The organism is Streptomyces sp. NPDC016469 (genome assembly GCF_040632905.1).
Lineage (GTDB): Bacteria > Actinomycetota > Actinomycetes > Streptomycetales > Streptomycetaceae > Streptomyces.
The window spans coordinates 1-21,569 of the sequence record NZ_JBEYCQ010000056.1 but is presented as its reverse complement, the minus strand read 5'-3'; the positions used below and the strand labels follow the sequence as shown (position 1 = coordinate 21,569).

The window sequence follows — 21,569 nt, the reverse complement described above, 5'->3', positions numbered from 1 at the left end:
CCGGTCTGTGCTCCGAGTGCGGAGTCAGGCTGGACGAGAATCCCGGCCACCACCACGATGCCGTCGACGCTCGTTGGGCGGCACTGCAAGGACTCCTGCGAGTGCCCTGCCGGGCACAGGGAAAACACACTCTTTGTCACCCTATGGGCGCGGCCGGTCCGCGTCCTCCTGGGCTTCTTCGTTCGGGGTCAGCGCATCACCGGCCTCGCTGTCCCGGCCAGGCCGCTCCCGGGTGTCCGCCACATCGGTCTCGGCCTCTTCCGCCTCCCGGACGACCTCGTCGGCGGCTGTCCGGGGCGGCTGCTCGTGCTTTCGGTCCTGGTGGTTCATACGTCTCCTCGTGTCGGGCGCCGGTCAGCGGCGTTCCTCCCGCGCGTGCCCTGGACCGGGCCGGCTACGCGCGCCGGCCCGGTCCGGTGTCAGAGCGCGGGCGTGAAGCGGTCCCAGGCGCGGTGACCTGCGAGGAGTTCCGTGATGCCGTCCAGCACCGTGGACGCGGCGCCGCCCGCCACGACGCCGGGGGCGTCCGAGGCGAGGCCGGCCTTCTCCAGCACCGACGCCCCGTCGCCGCAGGCCCCGACGGCCTTGCCGTGCCGGAACGCCTCGGTGACCAGCAGCAGGACGCGCGGGTCCACACCGGTGGACCGGGCCCCGTCGTCGGTCTTGGCGTCACGGGCCCCGTACGCGTCCGGGGCCGGAGCGGGCGCCCCCGCGAGCACGATCGCGTCGAACTCGATCGACCGGGCCGTGGTGAAGGTGCGCTGCGCGGTGACCGCGTCACTCCCGGAGCCCAGCTTTCCGCCCGAGGGCGCGATCACCAGGGGGACCATCCCGGCGTCGAGGACGGCGCCGCGTGCCTCGCGCACGGCGTCCAGGCCGGTCTCCCCGTCGGTGACGATGCCGACGACACGGCCGTCGACCGGCCAGGTGTGCCCCAGCTGGGACAGGGCGGGGCTGGGCTCGGGCGAGGCCAGCGGCTCGGTCGCCCCGGGCGCCGGCAGGCCCAGCCCCTCGGCGACGTGCGCGCACAGCTCGGGGTCGATGTTGGCGAGCACCTTGAGGCCCCGCTCCTTGACCGCCTGGTCCCAGCACTTGCCGAGCTCGAAGGTGTACGCGGCGGTGATGTGCTCCCGCTCCGTGGGAGTCATGCTCAGCCAGAACAGCCGGGCCTGGCTGAAGTGGTCGTCGAAGGAGGCCGCCGCGTCCCGCACCTTCCTGGCCGCCGGGACCTCGACGGGCACCTCGATGTAGGCACCGGTGTCCGCACCCGCGGTGAACGGGCAGCCACCGTCCAGGGAGTTGGGCCGGTACGGTGCCACGCCCCGGTGCACGGCCGTCTGGTGCATCCCGTCACGCAGCATGTCGTTGACGGGCGCGTGCGTGCGGTTGATCGGCAACTGGGCGAAGTTGGGCCCGCCGAGGCGGGTGATCTGCGTGTCCAGGTACGAGAAGAGCCGGCCCTGCATCAGCGGGTCGTTGGTGACGTCGATGCCGGGCACCAGGTGGCCGACGTGGAAGGCGACCTGTTCCGTCTCGGCGAAGTAGTTCGACGGGTTGGCGTTCAGCGTCATCAGCCCGATCGGGCGGACCGGCGCCAGCTCCTCGGGCACGATCTTCGTCGGATCCAGCAGGTCGATGCCCTCGAACATCTGGTCCTCGTTGTCGGGAAACGTCTGCACGCCCAGCTCCCACTGGGGGAAGGCGCCCGCCTCGATCGCGTCGGCCAGGTCCCGGCGGTGGAAGTCCGGGTCCATGCCCGCGGTGATCTGGGCCTCCTCCCACACCTGCGAGTGCACGCCCAGCTTCGGCTTCCAGTGGAACTTCACCAGCGTGGTCGCGCCCTCGGCGTTGACCAGCCGGAAGGTGTGGACGCCGAAGCCCTCCATCATCCGGTACGAACGCGGAATGCCCCGGTCCGACATGTTCCACAGGGTGTGGTGGGTCGCCTCGGTGTGCAGGGTGACGAAGTCCCAGAACGTGTCGTGGGCGCTCTGCGCCTGCGGGATCTCCCGGTCCGGGTGCGGCTTGCCCGCGTGGATGACGTCGGGGAACTTGATCGCGTCCTGGATGAAGAAGACCGGGATGTTGTTGCCGACCAGGTCGAAGACGCCCTCGTCGGTGTAGAACTTCGTCGCGAAGCCCCGGGTGTCGCGCACCGTGTCGGCGGAACCGCGCGAGCCGAGCACCGTGGAGAAGCGGACGAAGACCGGCGTCTCGGCGCCCTCGGCGAGGAACGCGGCCTTCGTGATGCCCGCCGCCGCCCCGTACGCGCGGAACACACCGTGGGCGGCGGCCCCGCGGGCGTGCACCACCCGCTCCGGGATGCGCTCGTGGTCGAAGTGGGTGATCTTCTCCCGCAGATGGTGGTCCTGGAGCAGCACCGGGCCGCGGGGACCGGCCTTCAGCGAGTGGTCGGTGTCGTACAGCCGGGCGCCCTGCGCGGTGGTGAGGTAGGCGCCGCCCTGGGCCACCTTGTCCTGCGGGGCGCCGGTCGGCTGCCCGGTCGGGCTGAGGGTGTCGGGACCGCGCTGGTCGTGCTTGGGCGGCAGCGGCCCGCGCGGCTTCGTGGGCTCGTCGACCTGGGCGGGCTCGGGTCCGGGTGCGCCGGGGATCTCGTTGCCCTGGCCGACGGCTTCCTGGACCTTTCCGGCGATCTTCTCCGCGGCGGCCGACACCGGGTTCTTCTTGTCGCTCACAGGATTCCAATCTCGCGGGGGGACGGGCAGTGCCGTGCGCGGAGTGGCCGGCACGCGCTGGGGACGGCATCGCCCGACCACGCGTACCCCCTGACCCGCGGCCGGACACATCGGTTGGGCCATCCGCCCCGGGGCCACGTTCCAACGAGCGACGCGCCGCCGTCCGGTCGCCCCTCCGCCGTCTGCCGGGGGACGCACCGGGTATACGGGCCCCGTGAACGCTCCCCGAACCACTCCCGAGAGCCCGGAGGCCGCGACGAGCCTCAAGAAGGACCTCACCACCCCGCTGCTCTACTTCTTCATCCTCGGAGACGTCCTCGGCGCCGGGGTCTACGTCCTGGTCGGCGAGGTCGCGGCCGACGCCGGCGGCGCCGTCTGGGTGCCCCTCCTGGTGGCCCTGTGCCTGGCACTGCTGACCGCCGCCTCGTACGCGGAACTGGCCACGAAGTACCCGCGCGCGGGCGGCGCCTCCCATTACGCGACGCTGGCCTACGGGCCCTTCACGGGGTTCGTCGCCGGCTTCTGCATGCTCGCGGCCGGGGTGGTGTCGGTGGCGGCCCTGGCCCGGGGGTTCGCCGGTGACTACCTCTCCGAGTTCGTCTCGCTCCCGCTGGTCCTGGTGACCGTCGTCTTCCTGGTGGCGCTGGCGCTGCTCAACGCCAGGGGCATCAGCGAGTCGACCCGGGCCAACGCCGTCGCCACCGTCATCGAGGTCAGCGGCCTGCTGCTGGTGATCGGACTCGGCTGCTGGATCGTGCTGCGCGGTGACGGGGACCTGGGCCGGCTCACCGACCTCGGCACCGAGAGCGAGGGGCCCGTCCTGGCCGTGCTGAGCGGCGCGGTCCTCGCGTACTACTCCTTCGTCGGTTTCGAGACCTCCGTCAACGTGGCCGAGGAGACGCGCGACCCCCGCCGCTCCTACCCGAGGGCGCTCTTCGGCGCCCTGATCACCGCGGGCGCCGTCTACGCCCTGGTCGGCGCCGCCGCCGCGGCCGCCGTGCCGACGAAGAAGCTGGCCGAGTCCAGCGGACCGCTGCTCGAAGTCGTCCGCACCGCGGGAGGCGTGCCCACCTGGCTGTTCAGCGCCATCGCGCTGGTGGCCGTCGCCAACGGGGCGCTGCTGACCGGCATCATGTCCTCCCGGCTGGCGTACGGCATGGCCCGCGACGGGCTGCTGCCGCGCTTCCTGGCGACCGTGCTCCCGGGCCGGCGCACCCCATGGGCGGCGATCGCCGCGACGACCGCCCTCTCACTGCTGCTCGCGCTGACCGGTGACGTCTCCACGCTCGCTTCCACCCTCGTCCTGCTGCTCCTCGTCGTCTTCTTCCTCGTCAACACATCACTGATCGTCCTGCGCCGCGACACGGGGCGCCCCGATCACTTCAGGGCCCCGACCGTCGTGCCCGTCCTCGGTGCCGCCTCCTGCGTCGGACTCGCCACGCAGATCGAACCGGACGTCTGGCTGCGGGGCCTGGTGGTCCTCGCCGTGGGCGCCGCCCTGGGAGCCGTGGCCGCACTTCGCCTGCGCCGCGCCCGCTGAACTGCGCCCTGGGTAGGCTGACTTCGTACACGTGATCGACAAGGGGGGCGTCGTGCACGACAGACCTACGGACGGCCAGGTGATTCCTCCGGTCGCCGGGCGGCCCTGGTGGGCGGCGAACGAACTGCTCGCGTTCCTCCTGGAAGTGGCGGCGCCGGCCTGCCTCTTCTGGTGGGGGTTCTCGCTGGCGGACGACCTGGCGGTCCGACTGCTCGCCGGCTCCGCCGTCCTCGTCGCGGCCGTCGTGCTGTGGGCGCTGTTCGCCGCACCGCGCGCCCGGTTCCGTCCGCCGCTCGCGGGGGTTCTGACGGTGAAGGCCGTCGTGCTCGGCGGGGGAGCCCTCGCGCTCTACGGGGTCGGACACCCGGCCGCCGCGGCCGTACTGGGCGTCGTCGTCGTGGCCAGCACGGCCCTGGCGGAGACCTTCCGGAGCCGGTCCTAGCGCTCGGCCCTCCACGCCGGTCGCCCCGTGCGAGGCGCCGACGGGCTTGGCCGGGGAACCGCGTCGGCGCAGGTGCACCGAGAGGATGACCAGCGGGGCGACGGCGAGGGACTCGGACTGCCAGTTCCGCAGCGTACGGCTCCGGAACTCGGCCGATCGAGATGGCTCCCCCGGCTCACCGGCGCCTCCCGCGCGGACACGCCGCAGCGTTTCCGGCGGGCGCGGCCGGGCAGCCGACTCGTGAAGTCGGTAGCGTGGACATAACGACGACCGGGCGCCCCAGGGACCGAGGCCCGCGGAAGCACCACCGGCGCGTCCGCACCGGTCCCTGCCCCGCCGCCCGGGAAGGGACGGTCGCACATGTGCCGATGGCTGGCCTATTCCGGCACGAGTGTCGTGCTCAGTGATCTCCTCTACAAGCCGGAGCACTCGCTCATCGACCAGAGCCTGCACTCCACCATGGGCGTCGAGACGACCAACGGGGACGGCTTCGGAGTCGGTTGGTACGGGCCCGAGCAGGAGACGCCCGCGATCATCCGCGACACCGGCCCCGCCTGGAACAACCGCAACCTGCGGGAGATCGCGAGCCACATCCGCTCGCCGCTGTTCTTCGCCCATGTGCGGGCGTCCACGGGGACGGCCATCCAGCAGACCAACTGCCATCCCTTCCGGCACGGCCGCTGGATGTGGATGCACAACGGCGCGATCGCGGACTTCCACCGGCTGCGGCGCGATCTCTCCCTGGCGCTCGACCCGGCACTGTTCTCGGCGCTCGAGGGGTCCACGGACTCCGAGGTGATGTTCTACCTCGCGCTGACGTTCGGGCTCGACCAGGACGTGCCCGGGGCCGTGGCCCGGATGGCCGGGCTGATCGAACGCGTGGGCCGCGAGGAGGGCGTGGAGCACCCGCTCCAGATGACGGTCGCGGTGTCCGACGGCGAGCGGCTGTGGTCGTTCCGCTATTCGAGTCTCGGCAAGTCGCGTTCGCTGTTCTACAGCAGCAAGGCCGAGACCGTGCGCGCCCTCCACCCCGACCTGGATTTCCTGCGGGGCGTGTCCGACAGCACCCGGCTGGTGGTGTCGGAACCCCTGGGCGGTCTGCCCGGCGTGTGGAAAGAGGTGCCGGAGAGCAGTTACGGGGTCGTGCAGCCGGGCGAGGACGAGTTCCGGCCCTTCGCGCCCCAACCCGTGTGAGAGACACCAGTGCGGGAGCCGCCCGGACGGAGCGCCGGGCGGCTCCCGCACGCGGTGCCTCAGCCGGCGAGCGCGGCGTCGACCTCCTTGAGGAACGGGTCGAGGTCGCCCGGGTTGCGCGAGGTGATGAGCTTCCAGCCGCCGGACCCGTCCGTCACGACCGGCTCGTCCACCCAGTCACCGCCCGCATTGCGTACGTCGGTCTGCAGCGAGGCGTACGAGGTGAGCCGCTTGCCCTTGACGCTGCCGGTCTCCACCAGCACCCACGGCCCGTGGCAGATGGCCGCGACGGGCCGCCCCGATGCGGTGAACGACCGCACGATGTCACAGGCCGGGCCCTGGAGCCGCAGCGTGTCGGCGTTCAGGGTGCCGCCCGGTACGAGCAGCAGGTCGTAGCCGGCCGGGTCGACGTCCTCCAGCGTGAGGTCGGGGCGTACGGACTTGCCGGGGTCCTTGTCACCGACAAGCGTCTCGACGTCGTCCTTCTTGAGGGCGGCGACATCGACCCGTACACCGCGCTCGCGCAGATGGCCGAGCGGCACGAGGAGTTCGTCCTGCTCCACGCCGTAGTTGGTGACGATGGCCAGCACCTTGTGCTTGCTGCCGTTGTCGCTCATCTTCTGCCGTCCTTCCGTCCTACGGGGAACACGCCCGGTGACGTGGCTCCCGGGTCGCAGCCTCTGGGTTCCCCGCACGGGCGCGCTCATTCATCCGCACCGCCCACCCGTGCTGTAGCGGCATCGGCGGCGGGCCCACATGGTGGGAGAGCGGCGCCTCGGCGGTTGACCCGCCGGACACGGGGTACCGGGCCGGGTGCCCGAGCAGACGTGACGAGGAGTGATCATGGCCGGTCAGACGGGCGGACCCGGGCTTCCCCGGGCACGTGGCGACATCTCGGCGGCGGTCGTCGCCCATCTCCGGGGGGACGGCCCCCTGCCCGATCCGGCCCTGGCGGACGCGGCCGAGCCCTACGGCGACGACCTGCAGCTCGCCCTGTACGTCTGCTACGAGCTCCACTACCGGGGCTTCGAGGGGGTGGACCCGGCCCAGGAGTGGGACCCCGCGCTGCTGGCGGTCAGGGCGGCCCTGGAACGCCGATTCGAGTCCGCCCTGCGCAGGGACGTCCGACCCGGAGCCGGGCTGGACGACACGCTGGACGCGCTGCTCGTGGAGCCGGTCGACGGCACGGGCGTGTCGCACTTCCTCCAGGAACACGCCACGCCGGACCGGCTGCGCGCCTACGCCGCCCAGCGCTCCCTTTACCACCTCAAGGAGGCCGACCCGCACGCCTGGGTGCTGCCCCGGCTCAGCGGACGCGCCAAGGCCGGCATGGCCGCGATCGAGTACGACGAGTTCGGCGCCGGCCGGGCCGACCGCGTCCACGCCCGGCTCTTCGCGGACCTCATGACGGACCTGGGCCTGGAGACGGCGTACGGCCACTATCTGGACGCGGGGCACGCGGAGATGCTGGCACTCGTCAACCTCATGTCCCTGTTCGGTCTGCACCGGCGGCTGCGCGGCTCCCTGGTCGGGCACTTCGCCGCCGTGGAGATCACCTCCTCGCCCGCCTCGCGCCGTCTCGCCCTCGCCATGAAACGGGCGGAGGCCGGGCCGGCCGCCGAGTTCTTCTACACCGAACACGTCGAGGCGGACGCGGTCCACGAGCAGGTCGTGCGGCACGACGTCGTACGGGGGCTGCTGGACGACGAACCCGACCTCGAGGCGGACGTCGTCTTCGGAATCGACGCCACCGGCTTCCTGGAGGACCGCCTCGCCGACCGGCTGCTGACGGACTGGGGCGCCGCCGCCTAAGTACTGTCCGCCCGCACGTCGCCGAGCAGCCGGCGCAGCTCACGCGTGCTGCCCCGGCCCCTCGCCCGTACGATCTGTGCCGCGACGGCGCTCAGCTTGCGGTTCGTGCGCTGCGAGAGCACGCGCAGGACGTCGAACGCCCTGCCCGGGTCGCAGTCCAGCAGGTGCGTCACGACGCCGATGGCCTGGTCGATCACGGCCCGCGTCACCATCGCCGTCCGCAGCTGCTCCGCCTCCGCCTCGGCTCCGGTACGGGCGTGCTCGCGCAGCAGCCCGCCGACCGTCTCCTCGGCCAGCACCCCGACCGACTCATGGGCCGCCGCCGTGAGCCGCCACGGGCGGAACGCGTACAGGGTGACCGTCGCCGCCACGCCCTCCGCCGTGACCGGCACCGCCGTACAGGCGCGCAGACCCCGCTCCAGCGCCGCCAACCGGAATGCCGGCCACCGCGCGTCGGCGACGAGATCGGCGGCCTCGACGGGCCGCAGCCGGCGGGCGGCATCGACGCACGGCCCCTCGCCGGTGTCCTCCTGGAGCGCGGCCAGCACCGCGAGATCCGGGTGGGTCGAAGCGCTGTGGCCTTCCCCGCCGGGGCACCGCAGCACCACCGATGCGCCCCGGCACCCGGGCGAACAGCGCATCGCCCGCCGGCCGAGCCGGACGAGCCAAAGCGCCACGGCCGCGCCATCGGTCACCGTGTCCATCGGCCGCGTCACCCTCAGCCTCCCTGGGAACTCCCGGTCTCCGCCGCAGCGGCATGGAACGGAACCCGCCGCGCCGCTCGGTGCCGAGGCACCGGTGATCGGCTAGCTTCGTCGTATGAACGGGCCACCGGAGGGCGAGAGCGGTTTCCAGGCCCTCGTCGCCCGCGCACGGGAACTGCGCGCGGCCCGGGACCATCCTCCCGCCGAATACCCGGTCCTGCTCGACGCGGCCCTCGCGGAGCTGGACCACGCGATCGAGGCCCTGCGCCTGGCGGAGGATTCGCCGGAACAGCCCCGGACACCGGGCGCGAAGGCGGCACCGTACCCGTTCAAGGCCATCTTCGACCACCTGCCGTGGCCCGTCATCCTGACCGACGGGCAGACCGTGGTGCGCCGCCTCAACCGGGCCGCCGCCGAACTGACCGGGCTGCACCCGGGTTACGCCGCGGGCCGGCCCCTCGCCGCGCTCCTGCGCCCCGCCGACCGGGCCGCCCTCCGCGCCCATGCGGCCGCCGCGGCAGGCGGCGAGGGAGACCGCAGCCTCCCGGTCCGGCTCCCCGGACTGCCGGACGGTCCGCTGTACGCCACGCTCACCGGGATCGACGCGCCCGAGGGGCGGGGGCGGGACGTGCTCGTGGTGCTCGCACCGGCACCTGGCCCCCGCACCACCGGCCGCACCGGAGACCGGGCCGCCCCCTCGGCCGTCGTACGGCAGGCCGAGCTGACCGGCCTCCTGGACCGCACGGCCCGGGCCCTCCTGGACCGCGAGCCCTCCGCAGCGGCCCTCGGCTCCGTCGCGGGGCTCCTGCGCGACGGTCTCGCGGACTGGGCGCTGCTCGACCTGGGGGCCCCGGACGAGCCGGTCCGGATCGCGGTCCACGGCCCCCCGGCGCCGGACGACGCGGGGCTCGAGAAGGCCTTCCTCCAGCAGGACCCGCGCGCCTGCCCCGTGGCCGTAGAGGTCATGGCCTCCGGCGCGGTAGTGGTGGAACAGCTCACGGACGACCTGGACAGGCTGGGGGCGGACGAGGACGGCGCGCCCCTCATGGTCCGCGCCGACGCCACGGCCCTGCTCTCGGTGCCGCTGACCGCGCCCGACGGCACGACGGTGCTCGGGGCGCTGACCCTGGTCCGGGGCGGGGCCGGGCCGCCGTTCTCGCTGCTGGAGGCCGGTGCCGCGGAGATCGCGGCGGGCCACATGGCCGTCGTCGCGCGGCGGGGCGGTGTGTGCGGGCCGGGCGCGCGCTGAGCGGCGGGCGGGATGAACCGGGCACGGAGAAAAACCGGCCGGTCAGGGGTGCCGGCGCTGTGAGGTGGCACACGGCGAAGTGGAGGAGGGTGGAAGCACCTCGGCGCGAGAGGGCCCGCCCCCTGCGGCCGATCGAGCATGGAGGACATGATGGTGCGGACAGTGGGTGTCGAGGAGGAGCTACTGCTCGTCGACGTGCAGAGCGGCGACCCCCGGGCGCTGTCGACGGCCGTCCTGGCCCTGGCGGAGCGGCGCGCCGAGGGCGACTCGGTCTTCGAGTCGGAGCTGCACCGCCAGCAGCTGGAGTTCGCCACCGAACCGCGCACGGACATGCGGGAACTCGCGGACGAGATCCTGCGCTGGCGGGCGGAGGCGGCACACAGCGCCGCCGAGGCCGGGGGAGCGGTCGCCGCGCTCGCCACCTCCCCGCTGCCCGTCAGCCCGACGATCGGCGACGGCGAACGGTACCGGTGGCTCGCCGACAAGTTCGGACTGACCACGCAGGAGCAGCTGACCTGCGGATGCCATGTGCACGTCTCCGTGGAGTCGGACGAGGAGGGCGTCGCGGTTCTGGACCGCATGCGCCCCTGGTTCGCGGTGCTGCTCGCGCTGAGCTCCAACTCACCGTTCTGGCAGGGCCAGGACACCGCGTACAGCAGTTACCGCAGCCGGGTCTGGGGCCGGTGGCCCTCGTCCGGCCCCATGGAACTGTTCGGTTCCGCGCGCCGCTACCACGACGAGGTCGAAGCCCTCGTCGGCACGGGCGTCCTGCGCGACAAGGGCATGATCTACTTCGACGCCCGGCTCTCGCACCGCTACCCCACCGTCGAGATCAGGGTCGCGGACGTCTGCCTCGACCCCTCCGACGCCGCGCTGCTCGCCACGCTGGTGCGCGGCTTGGTGGAGACGGCTGCCCGGGCCTGGCGGGCGGGCGATCCGCCGGACCCGTACGGGGTGGGTCTGCTGCGCATGGCGGCCTGGCAGGCCGCCCGCTCGGGCCTGGAGGGGGAACTGCTGCACCCCGCCACCATGCGCCCCGCCCCCGCGCCCGCCGTGCTGCACGCCCTGCTCACCCATGTGCGTGACGCGCTGGAGGACAGCGGCGACCTGGCGTCGGCGCGGGAGGGGATCGAGCGGCTCCTGAAGAGCGGCACGGGGGCGCGGATCCAGCGCGACGCGCTCTCCCGCACGGGCAGTCTCCGCGAGGCCGTCACCGAGTGCGTCAGCCGTACACGCGGGTGAGACGGGCGACGGCCTCCCGCCCCGAAGGGGTGGGAGGCCGCCGGGTGCCGGACCTTCAGTCGTCCGCGCAGACCCGTACGGTGTGCAGCTCCGGGTCCGCCGGGTCCGGCAGGTTCATCCCCGCCTCCAGACCGGTCAGGAGGTAGCGCAGCACCGGCTCCGTCAGCCGTTCGCCGGGCAGCACGACGGGGATGCCCGGGGGATACGGCGTGATCATCTCGGCGGCGACGCGTCCCACGGCCTGCTCCACCGGGACGTCCTCGGTCGCGTGGAAGTAGGCGTCGCGCGGCAGCCTCGCCTGCTCCATCCGCAGCTCCGCCGGTGCCGGGACCGCCACCGCGGGACCCCGGGGCAGCGAGGGGGCCTGCCGGGCGAAGTCGCGCAGCGCCGTCAGCAGCCGCTTCGTCGTGTCGGCGTCGTCGGCGTGGGTGAGCTGGGCGCTGACGCGCCGGTGGTCCATCAGGTGCGTGTCCACATGGTGGTGTTCGCGGAGCCAGTCCGCCGCCAGATAGCCGGAGACGCCGAGGTCCGCGATGTCGATGACCACCGGCAGCGGGTCGAACTGGGAGCCGGCGCCCGGACCGCAGAAGTCGGCGCGGTCGTTGACGTGCATCCCGTCGATCGACTCGATCTCCTCGCGCACCGACGCGGCGAGGTCGAGCGCCCGCGACATCAGCGAGTGCCCCTCCAGCACCATTTGGCGCCGCCAGCCGTCCATGCCCGCGTAGAGCAGTACGGAAGGGCTCGTCGTACCCAGCAGATCGGCCCGGGACGCCAGCGTGTCGTGGTCGATCAGGTCGCCCCGCAGATGGAACACCGACCCCTGCTCCAGCCCGCTGCCCATCTTGTGGATGCTGGTGACGCAGACATCGGCGCCCGCGTCCATCGCCCAGGTCGGCAGGTCCGGATGGAACGGCAGATGCGCGCCCCACGCCTCGTCCACGACGAGCGGGCGGGAGCGCCGGTGACACACGTCCGCGATGGCCCGCAGATCCGCCGCGGCCCCGTACGGCGTGGGGCTGGTGACCAGGGCGCCCCTCGCGTCCGGGTGTTCCTCGAAGGCCCGCTCGTACGCCTCGGGGGACGGCGGGTGCGCGAGGTGGCGTTCGGTGTCCCACTGGGGTTCGACCCACACCGGCCGGATGCCGGAGAGGATGAGCCCGGAGACCACCGCCTTGTGGGCGTCCCGCCCCACCAGGAGCTTCTGGCCGTGCGCGGCGACGCTCAGCATCGCCGCCTTGACCGACAGGGAGCTGCCGCACGTCGAGAAGAACGCGTGCTCCGCGTGCACGGCGTCGGCCATCAGGACCTCCGCGCGTTGCAGCACGCCGGATTTCATCCGCCGGTCGTCCAGCCCGCCGCTGGCCAGGACGTCACCGAGGAACACGGCGTCGCCCAGCACGGCCCTGACCTCCGGCGCCGCCCCCCGGGCCTGTTTGTGCCCCGGGGGAGTGAACCCCAGCTCACCCCGCTGCCGGTAGGCGGCCAGGGCGTCGAGAACAGGTGCTTCATGATGATTTTTCGGCATGTCCGCCGCCTTCCCGTGGTCCGCCCCGTCAATCGGTACGCCCTAGGGGAGTGGCGTGCCGCCGGTCGCGTTCACGATCTCCCCGGTGATGTAACTCGCGTTGTCGGAGGCGAGGAACACATACGCCGGAGCCATCTCGGCGGGCTGGGCGGGCCGCCCCAGCGGGCTCTGCTTCCCGAACTCCTTCGTGTCCGGCAGCGTCGCCGGGATCAGCGGTGTCCACACCGGGCCGGGCGCCACGGCGTTCACACGGATGCCGTCGGAGGCCAGCATCTGCGCGAGGCCCTGGGTGAACGTCACGATGGCGCCCTTGGTCATGGCGTAGTCCAGCAGGTGCGGACTCGGCTGGTACGCCTGCACCGACGTGGTGTTGATGATGGAGCCGCCGGCCGGGATGTGCGGCAGGGCCGACTTGCAGAGCCAGAACATCCCGTACAGGTTGGTGCGCAGCACCCGGTCGAACTGCTCCGTCGAGATCGCGGAGATCCCGTCGGGCTGTGCCATCTGGTACGCGGCGTTGTTGACGAGTACGTCGATGCGCCCGAACTCCTGCACCGCGCTGCCGATCAGGGCGCGGCACTGCTTCTCGTCCCTGATGTCGCACGCCTCCGTCAGCGCCTGCCGGCCCGCCTCCTCGACCAGCCGGGCCGTCTCCCGGGCCTCGTCCTCCTCGGCGTCGAGGTGGGTGATCAGCACATCCGCCCCCTCGCGGGCGAATGCCAGCGCGACGGCACGGCCGATCCCGGAGTCGCCCCCCGTCACCACGGCCTTGCGGTCCTTCAGGAGCCCGTGGCCCCGGTAGGAGTCCTCGCCGTGGTCGGGCGGCGGGTCCATGGGCCCGGTCCAGCCGGGGTGTTCCTGCCCCTGCTGGGGGAAGTCGGGCTTCGGGTAGCGCTCGGTGGGGTCCTGGCCGGGTGTGCTCATGGGGTCTTCTTCCGTTGGTCGTGGGGGAGGCCGGGGCTACCGGACGTCCTCGATGACGAACCCGCTCCGGGGCGCGGTCGGCACGCGGTGGAGCGGAATGGAGAGGTCCTGTTCCGGCACCCGGTACGCGAGGCCGGACAGCAGCACCGCGAGGGCGGACAGCAGGGCCAGGGTGATGTCCTCGCCCGGGCAGCGGTGTCCCGTCGCCGGGTCGCCGCCGCCCTGCGGGACCAGCTCGTCGGGCCGCACCGGCGTGCCGTGGAAGCGCGCGGGGTCGAAGACGTAGGGCCGGGGCCACAGGTCCGGGTCGTGGTTCTGGCCGTACAGGTCGAGGAGCACCAGCGTCCCCGGCCGGATCGTGCGGCCCTGCCACTCGAGCCGGTCCGCCGCCAGCCCGCCGATGAACGGGGCGAACGGGTAGAAGCGGCGGACCTCCTGCGCGAAGGCGAGGGCGAAGGCGGGGTCACCGTCGCGGAGCGCCGCCCGGTGCTCCGGCCACCGGTGCAGGGCGTGCGCGGCGAACGCCGCGAACCAGCTGACCGCGACGGTCGGGCGCAGGATGTTGAGCACCTCGACGGCCGCCGTACGGGGATCGAGCAGCGAACCACCGGCATCGCGATGGTGTACGACGGTACGGAACGGGGTAGCGCCCGCCCCGCTATCGGCCCCCGGGTCGCCGCCGTCGCGTTCCCGCTCCACCAGGCGGGCCACACGCCTCTCCTGCCGGCGCCGGGCCACACGGGCGCGCAACTGCCGGGGCCCGGCCGACGCGAATCCGTCCACCATGGCCACCAGGTCGCGCGCCACGCCGTCCGCCCCGCCCGCCGGCAGCGGCACCCCGGCCCACGCGTGGACGGCGCGCGTGAGCACCCCGGCCACCTCGTCGAACAGCACGACCCGGCCCCGGTCCGCCCACCCGGCCACGGCGTCCTTCCACTCCAGCGCGACCCGGTCCGTCAGGGCCCGTACGCCCTCCGGGTCCTCCAGCAGGTGGAGGAACATGCCCTTGCGCACCCGGTGCGGCTCACCGTCCAGGGTGTGCACCGCCCCCTGCCCGAACAGCGTGTCGATGACCGGTTCCGGCAGCGCCCCGTGGCGGCGGATGTGGTTCCCGTCGTAGAAGAAGCGGACGGCGGCCGGCCCATGCAGCGCGATGACCCGTTTGCCGAGCAGACGGGTGCGGACCGGCGCTCCGCCGCTGCGCCGCCGGCGGTCGGGCAGCCACGCGTAACCCCGCAGCAGGAGGGACAGGGTGCTGTCGGCCATGAAGTCTCCGTGGGGCAGAGGTGAGGTGGTCCGGGGCCGGCCCGTCGGTGCCCCGCCGTCGATCCTGGGCGCACCCGGACCGGGGCGCGACTCGGAGTCCGCTGGGCGGTGCTGCGGCTGTGGTCCCAACCGCAGCACCTGCTCCCGCGTACGCCGGGAGCCTGGCCAGGCGGGTACCCGTACCGCCCGGGGACATGCGGGACCGGCCGGGCCGCTTTCATGCGGCCCGACCGCCCGCTCGGCGCGCCCCGGCCGGCTCACTCCCCCGATTGAATCGGGCATTCCGGTTGAACCCGGATTCCGTGGGAACCCGTCGCACGGAATGGCTGTGCGGGCACGCCCGCAGGACGACCCGGGAGGAACCGAGGAGATATGGGACGGCATGCCGAAATCGTCCGCGCCCTGGCCATGAGGGCGAAGGCGGCGAAGCTCAAGTCGGACGGCGCCGCGCTGGGCGACGAGAGCCTGAAGGCGGAGGGGCGGCGGCGCGAGACCGCCGGACGGATCGCCCAGGCCGAGGCGAAGGCGGCACGGCGCGAGGCCCGCCACTGAACGGCGGCGCAGCCGTCACCCGACAGCGAGGAGATCACTCATGCGTGCACTGACCTGGCAAGGAAAGCGTGACGTCCGTGTCGAGACCGTTCCTGACCCGGTCATCCAGGACCCGACCGACATCATCATCCGGGTCACCTCGACGGGCATCTGCGGATCGGACCTCCATCTGTACGAAGTGCTCGGCCCCTACCTCGACCCCGGGGACATCCTGGGCCACGAGCCGATGGGCGTCGTGGAGGTGACGGGACCCGAGGTCACCGCCGTGTCGCGCGGCGACCGGGTCGTCATCCCGTTCAACGTCTCCTGCGGCACCTGCTACATGTGCGGCCAGGGCCTGCACTCGCAGTGCGAGACCACGCAGGTCCGGGAGTACGGCACCGGCGCCTCGCTCTTCGGGTACACCAAGCTTTACGGGCAGGTGCCCGGCGGGCAGGCCGAGCTGCTGCGGGTTCCCTTCGGCAACACCCTGCCCATCAAGGTCCCCGAGGGGCCGTCGGACGACCGGTTCGTCTATCTGTCCGACGTGCTGCCCACCGCCTGGCAGGCCGTCGAGTACGCCGCGATCCCGCCCGGCGGCAGCGTCACCGTCCTCGGGCTCGGCCCGATCGGCGACATGGCCGCCCGCATCGCCCTGCACCGGGGCGCCGGCCTGGTCATCGGCGTGGACCTGGTCCCCGAACGCCTCGCCCGCTCCGCCGCCCGCGGCGTCCAGACCCTCGACCTGGGCCGTTACGGCAAGGACCTGCCGCAGGCGGTCCGGGACCTCACCGGCGGCCGGGGCACCGACGCGGTCATCGACGCCGTCGGCATGGAGGCGCACGCCATCGGCGCCCCGATCGGCAAGGCCGGCCAGTGGGCCGTCGGCCTCCTGCCGGACGCGGCGGCCCGCCCGCTCATGGAACGCGCCGGCATCGACCGGCTCACCGCCCTCCTCACCGCCATCGACGTGGTGCGCCGGGGCGGCACCATCTCCATCTCCGGCGTCTACGGCGGCGCCGTCGACCCGCTGCCCCTGCTCACCATGTTCGACAAGCAGATCCAGCTGCGGATGGGCCAGGCGAACGTCAAGCGCTGGGTGCCGGACATCCTGCCGCTCCTCGTCGACGACGACCCGCTGGGCGTGGACGGGTTCGCCACCCACCACCTGCCGCTGGAGGACGGCCCGAAGGCGTACGCGACCTTCCAGTCGAAGGCCGACGGCATGGTCAAGACGCTCCTGCGGCCCTGAGCCGCGACGAAGGGATCCACCGTGAACGCATCGCAAGGGCTGCGCGTCGTCGTCACGGGCGCCACCGGCAACGTGGGCACGAGCCTCGTGCGGGCCCTCTCGCAGGACCCGGAGGTCTCGTCGGTCCTCGGCCTGGCCCGGCGGCTGCCCGGCCTCGCTCTGCCCGGCGTGGAGTGGGGGAGGGTGGACCTCTCGCGCCCGGACAGCGCCCGGACACTCGGCTCCCTGCTCACGGGCGCGGACGCCGTCGTCCACCTGGCCTGGCGCTTCCAGCCCACCCACGACCCCGTCGTCACCTGGCGCAGCAACGTCGAGGGCTCCCTCCGCGTCTTCGACGCGGTGCGCACGGCCGGTGTCCCGGCGCTGGTCCACGCCTCGTCCGTGGGCGCCTACTCGCCCGGGCCCAAGCGGGAGCCCGGAGTGGACGAACAGTGGCCGACCCATGGCTGGCCGGACGCCGCCTACTGCCGGGAGAAGGCATATCTGGAACGGGTCCTGGACACCTTCGAGCTGCGCCACCCGCAGATCCGGGTGGTACGGATGCGGCCCGGCTTCCTGTTCAAGGAGACGGCCGCCCCCGAGCAGCGGCGCATCTTCGGCGGGAAATACCTCCCCGGCGTACTCCTCCGCCCCGACCTGCTGCCCTTCGTACCGGACCTGGAAGGGCTGAGGTTCCAGGTGCTGCACACGGACGACGCGGCCGATGCGTACCGGCTCGCCGTACACGGGGACGTACGCGGTCCCTTCAACCTGGCCGCCGACACCGTCACCGACGCCCGCTCCCTCGGCGCCCTCCTCGACGCGCGGGTGGTGCGCGCGCCCGTGCCGCTCGTACGCGGCGCGCTGGCGACCGCCTGGCACGCCCGGGCGGTCCCGGCGTCGCCCCACCTCTTCGACGCCGTGCTGCGCCTGCCCGTCATGGACTGCGCCCGGGCGCACGAGGAGCTGGGCTGGCGGCCCCGCTACTCGGCGTCCGAGGCGCTGACGGCTTTCCTGCGCGGCGTCGTACGCGGCACGGGCGAGGAGACCGCCCCGCTGGCCGGCAGCCGGTGGAGCTGATGGACGACCGGAGCCCGCAGGACGGCGCCCGGCCCTGCGTGCCGGCCCGGGGCGGCGTGGCCGCACTGCGCCGGGCGGCGGCGGACTGCCGCGGCTGCCCCCTGTACGAGGACGCGGCACAGACCGTGTTCGGGGACGGGCCCGCCCACGCGCGGACGGTCGTCGTCGGCGAGCAGCCCGGCGACCGGGAGGACCTCGCGGGCGAGCCCTTCGTCGGTCCGGCCGGGCACCTGCTGCGGAAGGCGCTGGCCGACGCGGAGATCGATGAGCGGGACGTCTACTTCACCAACGCCGTCAAGCACTTCAAGTCCACTTCCGCCGGTGACGACAAACGCCGTATCCACAAGGCCCCCGGCCTGCGTGAGATGACGGCCTGCCGTCCCTGGCTCTCCGAGGAGCTGCACCGGATCGATCCCGAACCGGTGCTTGTTCTCGGGGCCACCGCGGGCACGTCCGTCCTCGGCAACTCCTTCAAGGTCACCGAGAGCCGGGGCACGCTGCTCCACCTCCCCGCGGCCGAACTGCCCACGGCCGCCCGCCCGGGGTCTGGTCGCCACGGTGCACCCCTCCGCCGTCCTGCGGGCGCCGGACAGGGCGGAGGCGTACCGGGGGCTCGTCACCGACCTGCGCGTGGCCGCGCGGTTCCTGCGGTGAACGGATGACGGACCCGGCGCAGGGCGACAGCTCGCCGCGAAAGCCCACGGATGCCACCATGGCAACCATGTCCCGCAAGGCGCTGATCGTCATCGACATGATCAACCCGTACGACCACGAGGACGCCGACCAGCTCCTTCCCTCGGCCGAGCGGGCCGTGCCCGTCATCGCGGGCATGCTGAAGGCGGCCCGGGGCAGTGGTTCACTCGTGATCTACGCCAACGACAACTTCGGCGACTGGCGCTCCCACCACGGGGAGATCGTGGAGACGGCCATGGCGGGCGCCCGCCCCGATCTGGTCGAACCGCTGAAGCCCGACGAGAACTCGCTCTTCGTGGTCAAGGCCCGGCACTCGATCTTCTACGAGACGCCCCTGCCGTACCTGCTCCACCAGCTGGACGTCGACCACCTCGTCCTGACCGGCCAGGTGACCGAGCAGTGCATCCTCTACTCCGCGCTCGACGCGCACATCCGCCACATGGACCTGACCATTCCGCGCGACGGGGTGGCCCACATCCACTCCGATCTGGCCGACGCGGCCCTGCGGATGACGGAACGGAACATGGGCGCCCGGGTGTGCGCCGCCGAAGAGATCGACCTGTGACACCGCCGGGCCGGCCCGGCACGAAAGGACCCCCATGACGCGCGCCGCACTGTTCGACGTGGACGGCACCCTGGTCGACACCAACTACCTGCACGTCACCGCGTGGTGGGAGGCGTTCCGGCAAGCCGGGCACACCGTGCCGATGCCCGCCGTCCACCGTGCGGTCGGCCTCGGCTCCGACGACCTCGTCGCCCATCTGCTCGGCTCCGGCAGGGACCCGGAACAGGACGCCGGCATCAGCGCCACGCACTCCGCGCTGTACGCCACCTACTTCGAACGCCTGCCCCCGCTGGACGGCGCGGCGGACCTGCTGCGCTCGCTGGCCGGCCGGGGCTGGACGATCGTCCTCGCCACCTCCGCCTCCGGCCCGGAGCTCAAGGCCCTGCGGCGCGCGCTCGACGCCGACGACGTCATCGCCGGCACCGCCAGCTCCGACGACGTGGACGAGGGGAAGCCCGCCCCGGACCCGATCCGCCACGCGATGGACATCGCGGGCGCCACCAGCGAGGAGGCCGTGTACATCGGCGACTCGGTCTGGGACATGGCGGCGGCGACCAAGGCATCGGTCCCGGCCGTGGGCCTGCTGTCGGGCGGCATCCCCCGGGCGGACCTGGAGGCGGCCGGGGCCGTGGAGATCCACGAGTCCCCGGCCGCCCTCCTGAGCCGCCTCGACACCGGCGTCATCGCCCGAATGAGCCGCTGAGCTTCTGGACCTTCGGCCCTGTGCCGTCAGCCGCCGCCGTTGCACAGGCAGAACGGGTGCCCCGCCGGGTCCGCGAAGACCCGGAAGCCGCGCTTGCCGCCGTCGTCGTCCAGGTCGAGCGGAGTGGCCCCCAGGGCGAGCACCTCGCGCTGGGCGGCCTCCATGTCGTCCACCTCGAAGTCCAGGTGCTCCTGCTGGGAGTTCCGGTCGGCGCGCGGCCACTCGGGCGGCTGGTAGTCGGGGGCCAGCTGGAAGGCCAGGCGCGCCCCGCCGGGGACCCGGAGGTCGTACCAGCGGTCGTTGTCATGCGTCACCTCCCCGCCCAGCACCTTCTGGTAGAAGCCGGCGAGCGCCGCCGGGTCCGGGCAGTCGACGGCAACCAGACAGTAGGTCGCGACAGCCATGTCGTCCCTCGCTTTCGGTGTACGCGGATCTGCGGACGTCCCCCTCCCGGGTTCCGCGTCCGGCGCGGAGGAAACATGATCCGGACTGCTGGGGAAACGCGATCCGGAAGCCATGCCGCCGGTACGTTTCGACCGCCGGGGATCGGTAACCCATCCCATATGGTGCAATTCGGATACACGATGATGACCGAGCAGTCGGGACCGCGGGCCCTCGTCGAGGACGTGGTGGCGGCCGAGCAGGCCGGCTTCGACTTCTCCGTGACCTCCGACCACTACTTCCCCTGGCTGAAGTCCCAGGGCCACGCCCCGTACGCCTGGAGCGTGCTGGGCGCCGCCGCGCAGGCCACGACCCGCATCCCGCTGATGACGTACGTGACCTGCCCGACCACCCGCTACCACCCGGCCGTCGTGGCGCAGAAGGCCGCGACGCTGCAACTGCTCTCCGAGGGGCGGTTCCGGCTCGGGCTCGGCTCCGGCGAGAGCCTGAACGAACACGTGGTGGGCGGTGGCTGGCCGGACGCCCGGGTGCGGCTCGACAAGCTCGAAGAGGCGGTGGAGATCATCAAGGCGCTGCTCGCCGGCGGCTACGTCAACCACCACGGCCCCCACTTCGACGTGGAGAACGCCAAGCTGTGGGACGTGCCCGACGTGGCCGTGCCCCTCGGCATCGCCGTCTCCGGCGACCGGTCGTGCGAGATCGCGGGCCGGCTCGCGGACCTGGTGATCGCCACCGAGCCCAAGGAGGAACTGCTCACCGACTTCGACCGGCACGGCGGCGGCGGGAAGCCCCGGGTCGGCCAGCTGCCCGTCTGCTACGACACCGACCGCGACGCGGCGGTGAAGCGGGCCCATGACCAGTTCCGCTGGTCCGTCGGCGGCTGGAAGGTCAACTCGGAGCTGCCGGGCCCCTCCGCCTTCGACCAGGCCACGCAGTACGTCCGGCCCGACGACATCGCCGAGGCGGTGCCGTGCGGCGACGACGTCGGGCAGTTCGTGGAAGCGGTGCGCCCCTATGTCGACGCGGGGTTCACCGAGGTCGCCCTGGTCCAGATCGGCGGAGACCACCAGAAGCCGTTCATCGACTGGGCCCAGGAGAAGCTGCTGCCCGCGCTCCGAGCCCTGTGACGTGCGTACGCACCCGGGCCCGGCGGCCCGGGTGCGTACGGGGTCACTTCGTGGGACCGGAGCCGTTGCGTCCGTTGGACGACCGGGCCAACGCCCAGGCCGGGAAGACGAACCAGCAGATGAAGGACCACAGTGCCATCCCGGCCACCAGCCACAGGGCGAGCGTGTTGTGCAGCGCCACGCGCATGATGAGCAGCAGCGCCGAACACATCGTGCAGAACAGCAGCACGAGCCCGAGCAGGGTGAGCCGCGACGCCCAGACCACCGTCTCCGGCTTCAGATGGCGGCCGGTCAGCAGCCGGTGGAAGCAGACGGGCCCGATCAGCGCTGCCGCCGTGGCGGAACCGAGGAGCACGGTGATGACGTAAATCGTCCTGTCGGTGTCCGAGAGGGTGGCGAAGCGTGGCTGGAAGACCACCGCGAGCAGGAAACCGAAGAGGATCTGCACCCCGGTCTGCGCCACTCGCAGCTCCTGGAGCAGTTCCGTCCAGCGGCGGTCCGCTCTCTCCTCGGTCGTCTCGTCCCGCCCGCTGCGGGCGCCCACCCGGTCGTCACTCTCGTCCACTCGTCCGTTGTCCATGTGCGGTGTCCCTCCCTCCCTCGCGCCGAAACCTTTGTGCGCGGGCCGCCCGGCCCGCGC

Annotated in this window: 21 protein-coding genes and 3 pseudogenes; 14 read left to right on the top strand and 10 right to left on the bottom strand. The window is 72.8% G+C overall.

Features of this window, described 5'->3' with window-relative positions:
• A pseudogene (locus ABZ565_RS34335) lies at window positions 1-95 on the top strand (DUF177 domain-containing protein); the annotation flags it as partial.
• Between the two features lie 46 nt (window positions 96-141).
• Here the strand turns inward: ABZ565_RS34335 and ABZ565_RS34330 are convergent.
• On the bottom strand, window positions 142-330 hold the full coding sequence (locus ABZ565_RS34330; protein ID WP_361035967.1) for a hypothetical protein: 189 nt from the start codon (window positions 328-330) through the stop codon (window positions 142-144).
• 89 nt (window positions 331-419) lie between these two features.
• Window positions 420-2,696 (bottom strand): catalase, encoded by a 2,277-nt coding sequence (locus tag ABZ565_RS34325; protein WP_361035964.1) that lies wholly within the window; start codon window positions 2,694-2,696, stop codon window positions 420-422.
• Between the two features lie 214 nt (window positions 2,697-2,910).
• On the opposite strand from ABZ565_RS34325, the gene ABZ565_RS34320 reads away from it, so the two are divergent.
• Window positions 2,911-4,236 (top strand): APC family permease, encoded by a 1,326-nt coding sequence (locus tag ABZ565_RS34320; RefSeq protein WP_361035961.1) that lies wholly within the window; start codon window positions 2,911-2,913, stop codon window positions 4,234-4,236.
• Window positions 4,237-4,288: 52 nt separating this feature from the next.
• Window positions 4,289-4,678, top strand: coding sequence for a YrdB family protein (locus ABZ565_RS34315; protein ID WP_361035958.1), 390 nt, complete (start codon window positions 4,289-4,291; stop codon window positions 4,676-4,678).
• A 6-nt stretch (window positions 4,679-4,684) separates the two neighbouring features.
• Here ABZ565_RS34315 and ABZ565_RS34310 read toward each other — a convergent pair.
• A pseudogene (locus ABZ565_RS34310) lies at window positions 4,685-4,834 on the bottom strand (DUF6766 family protein); the annotation flags it as partial.
• A 204-nt stretch (window positions 4,835-5,038) separates the two neighbouring features.
• Here ABZ565_RS34310 and ABZ565_RS34305 point away from each other — a divergent pair.
• The gene (locus ABZ565_RS34305; RefSeq protein ID WP_361035955.1) at window positions 5,039-5,872 is read left to right on the top strand and encodes a class II glutamine amidotransferase; all 834 of its coding nucleotides are present in this window, start codon (window positions 5,039-5,041) and stop codon (window positions 5,870-5,872) included.
• 59 nt (window positions 5,873-5,931) lie between these two features.
• Here ABZ565_RS34305 and ABZ565_RS34300 read toward each other — a convergent pair whose 3' ends face one another.
• Window positions 5,932-6,489, bottom strand: coding sequence for a type 1 glutamine amidotransferase domain-containing protein (locus ABZ565_RS34300; protein WP_361035952.1), 558 nt, complete (start codon window positions 6,487-6,489; stop codon window positions 5,932-5,934).
• Between the two features lie 226 nt (window positions 6,490-6,715).
• Here ABZ565_RS34300 and ABZ565_RS34295 point away from each other — a divergent pair, with 226 nt between their 5' ends.
• Window positions 6,716-7,684, top strand: a complete 969-nt coding sequence (locus ABZ565_RS34295; protein WP_361035949.1) for an iron-containing redox enzyme family protein — start codon at window positions 6,716-6,718, stop codon at window positions 7,682-7,684.
• On the opposite strand, the gene ABZ565_RS34290 is transcribed toward ABZ565_RS34295, so the two are convergent.
• Window positions 7,681-8,400, bottom strand: a complete 720-nt coding sequence (locus tag ABZ565_RS34290; protein WP_361035945.1) for a GAF and ANTAR domain-containing protein — start codon at window positions 8,398-8,400, stop codon at window positions 7,681-7,683. The genes ABZ565_RS34295 and ABZ565_RS34290 overlap by 4 nt on opposite strands.
• Window positions 8,401-8,503: 103 nt before the next feature.
• Here ABZ565_RS34290 and ABZ565_RS34285 point away from each other — a divergent pair, with 103 nt between their 5' ends.
• Window positions 8,504-9,637, top strand: a complete 1,134-nt coding sequence (locus ABZ565_RS34285; RefSeq protein WP_361035942.1) for a PAS domain-containing protein — start codon at window positions 8,504-8,506, stop codon at window positions 9,635-9,637.
• Window positions 9,638-9,775: 138 nt separating this feature from the next.
• Window positions 9,776-10,879, top strand: coding sequence for a glutamate--cysteine ligase (locus ABZ565_RS34280; protein ID WP_361035939.1), 1,104 nt, complete (start codon window positions 9,776-9,778; stop codon window positions 10,877-10,879).
• A 55-nt stretch (window positions 10,880-10,934) separates the two neighbouring features.
• On the opposite strand, the gene ABZ565_RS34275 is transcribed toward ABZ565_RS34280, so the two are convergent.
• The 3 genes from ABZ565_RS34275 to ABZ565_RS34265 are packed head-to-tail and all read right to left on the bottom strand — an operon-like array spanning window position 10,935 to window position 14,597.
• Entirely contained in the window at window positions 10,935-12,407 is a 1,473-nt protein-coding gene (locus ABZ565_RS34275; protein WP_361035936.1) for an ornithine decarboxylase, read from the bottom strand.
• 42 nt (window positions 12,408-12,449) lie between these two features.
• Window positions 12,450-13,331 carry an SDR family oxidoreductase gene (locus ABZ565_RS34270; protein ID WP_361035933.1) on the bottom strand — a complete coding sequence of 294 codons (882 nt, stop codon included), beginning with the start codon at window positions 13,329-13,331 and terminating at the stop codon, window positions 12,450-12,452.
• Window positions 13,332-13,367: 36 nt separating this feature from the next.
• The gene (locus tag ABZ565_RS34265; RefSeq protein ID WP_361035930.1) at window positions 13,368-14,597 is read right to left on the bottom strand and encodes a cytochrome P450; all 1,230 of its coding nucleotides are present in this window, start codon (window positions 14,595-14,597) and stop codon (window positions 13,368-13,370) included.
• A 372-nt stretch (window positions 14,598-14,969) separates the two neighbouring features.
• On the opposite strand from ABZ565_RS34265, the gene ABZ565_RS34260 reads away from it, so the two are divergent.
• The 6 genes and pseudogenes from ABZ565_RS34260 (at window position 14,970) to ABZ565_RS34235 (ending at window position 19,400) form a co-directional block, all read left to right on the top strand.
• Entirely contained in the window at window positions 14,970-15,149 is a 180-nt protein-coding gene (locus tag ABZ565_RS34260) for a hypothetical protein (protein WP_361035927.1), read from the top strand.
• Between the two features lie 40 nt (window positions 15,150-15,189).
• The gene (locus ABZ565_RS34255; protein WP_361035924.1) at window positions 15,190-16,380 is read left to right on the top strand and encodes an alcohol dehydrogenase catalytic domain-containing protein; all 1,191 of its coding nucleotides are present in this window, start codon (window positions 15,190-15,192) and stop codon (window positions 16,378-16,380) included.
• Between the two features lie 21 nt (window positions 16,381-16,401).
• Complete coding sequence (locus ABZ565_RS34250; RefSeq protein WP_361035921.1) at window positions 16,402-17,439, top strand: NAD-dependent epimerase/dehydratase family protein; 1,038 nt, start codon at window positions 16,402-16,404, stop codon at window positions 17,437-17,439.
• A pseudogene (locus tag ABZ565_RS34245) lies at window positions 17,439-18,093 on the top strand (UdgX family uracil-DNA binding protein). The gene ABZ565_RS34250 and the pseudogene ABZ565_RS34245 overlap by 1 nt, the downstream one beginning before the upstream one ends.
• Before the next feature lie 67 nt (window positions 18,094-18,160).
• A complete protein-coding gene (locus ABZ565_RS34240) occupies window positions 18,161-18,697 on the top strand; it encodes an isochorismatase family cysteine hydrolase (RefSeq protein ID WP_361035970.1) in 537 nt (178 codons plus the stop codon).
• A 34-nt stretch (window positions 18,698-18,731) separates the two neighbouring features.
• Window positions 18,732-19,400 carry an HAD family hydrolase gene (locus ABZ565_RS34235; protein ID WP_361035917.1) on the top strand — a complete coding sequence of 223 codons (669 nt, stop codon included), beginning with the start codon at window positions 18,732-18,734 and terminating at the stop codon, window positions 19,398-19,400.
• A gap of 26 nt (window positions 19,401-19,426) precedes the next feature.
• Here ABZ565_RS34235 and ABZ565_RS34230 read toward each other — a convergent pair whose 3' ends face one another.
• The gene (locus ABZ565_RS34230; RefSeq protein ID WP_361035914.1) at window positions 19,427-19,804 is read right to left on the bottom strand and encodes a VOC family protein; all 378 of its coding nucleotides are present in this window, start codon (window positions 19,802-19,804) and stop codon (window positions 19,427-19,429) included.
• 159 nt (window positions 19,805-19,963) lie between these two features.
• Here ABZ565_RS34230 and ABZ565_RS34225 point away from each other — a divergent pair, with 159 nt between their 5' ends.
• Window positions 19,964-20,929 (top strand): LLM class F420-dependent oxidoreductase, encoded by a 966-nt coding sequence (locus tag ABZ565_RS34225; RefSeq protein ID WP_361035911.1) that lies wholly within the window; start codon window positions 19,964-19,966, stop codon window positions 20,927-20,929.
• A 43-nt stretch (window positions 20,930-20,972) separates the two neighbouring features.
• Here the strand turns inward: ABZ565_RS34225 and ABZ565_RS34220 are convergent, their stop codons facing one another.
• Window positions 20,973-21,509 (bottom strand): DUF6328 family protein, encoded by a 537-nt coding sequence (locus ABZ565_RS34220; RefSeq protein ID WP_361035908.1) that lies wholly within the window; start codon window positions 21,507-21,509, stop codon window positions 20,973-20,975.
• Window positions 21,510-21,569: the final 60 nt, after the last annotated feature.

What these genes read in the sequence shown, in the direction of transcription:
- ABZ565_RS34240 (WP_361035970.1), top strand. Translation starts at nt 18,161, where the DNA reads ATGTCCCGCAAGGCGCTGATCGTCATCGACATGATCAACCCGTACGAC.
- ABZ565_RS34280 (WP_361035939.1), top strand. Translation starts at nt 9,776, where the DNA reads ATGGAGGACATGATGGTGCGGACAGTGGGTGTCGAGGAGGAGCTACTG.
- ABZ565_RS34235 (WP_361035917.1), top strand. Translation starts at nt 18,732, where the DNA reads ATGACGCGCGCCGCACTGTTCGACGTGGACGGCACCCTGGTCGACACC.
- ABZ565_RS34295 (WP_361035949.1), top strand. Translation starts at nt 6,716, where the DNA reads ATGGCCGGTCAGACGGGCGGACCCGGGCTTCCCCGGGCACGTGGCGAC.
- ABZ565_RS34275 (WP_361035936.1), bottom strand. Translation starts at nt 12,407, where the DNA reads ATGCCGAAAAATCATCATGAAGCACCTGTTCTCGACGCCCTGGCCGCC.
- ABZ565_RS34300 (WP_361035952.1), bottom strand. Translation starts at nt 6,489, where the DNA reads ATGAGCGACAACGGCAGCAAGCACAAGGTGCTGGCCATCGTCACCAAC.
- ABZ565_RS34220 (WP_361035908.1), bottom strand. Translation starts at nt 21,509, where the DNA reads ATGGACAACGGACGAGTGGACGAGAGTGACGACCGGGTGGGCGCCCGC.
- ABZ565_RS34230 (WP_361035914.1), bottom strand. Translation starts at nt 19,804, where the DNA reads ATGGCTGTCGCGACCTACTGTCTGGTTGCCGTCGACTGCCCGGACCCG.
- ABZ565_RS34225 (WP_361035911.1), top strand. Translation starts at nt 19,964, where the DNA reads ATGGTGCAATTCGGATACACGATGATGACCGAGCAGTCGGGACCGCGG.
- ABZ565_RS34330 (WP_361035967.1), bottom strand. Translation starts at nt 330, where the DNA reads ATGAACCACCAGGACCGAAAGCACGAGCAGCCGCCCCGGACAGCCGCC.
- ABZ565_RS34260 (WP_361035927.1), top strand. Translation starts at nt 14,970, where the DNA reads ATGGGACGGCATGCCGAAATCGTCCGCGCCCTGGCCATGAGGGCGAAG.
- ABZ565_RS34285 (WP_361035942.1), top strand. Translation starts at nt 8,504, where the DNA reads ATGAACGGGCCACCGGAGGGCGAGAGCGGTTTCCAGGCCCTCGTCGCC.
- ABZ565_RS34270 (WP_361035933.1), bottom strand. Translation starts at nt 13,331, where the DNA reads ATGAGCACACCCGGCCAGGACCCCACCGAGCGCTACCCGAAGCCCGAC.
- ABZ565_RS34305 (WP_361035955.1), top strand. Translation starts at nt 5,039, where the DNA reads ATGTGCCGATGGCTGGCCTATTCCGGCACGAGTGTCGTGCTCAGTGAT.
- ABZ565_RS34265 (WP_361035930.1), bottom strand. Translation starts at nt 14,597, where the DNA reads ATGGCCGACAGCACCCTGTCCCTCCTGCTGCGGGGTTACGCGTGGCTG.
- ABZ565_RS34255 (WP_361035924.1), top strand. Translation starts at nt 15,190, where the DNA reads ATGCGTGCACTGACCTGGCAAGGAAAGCGTGACGTCCGTGTCGAGACC.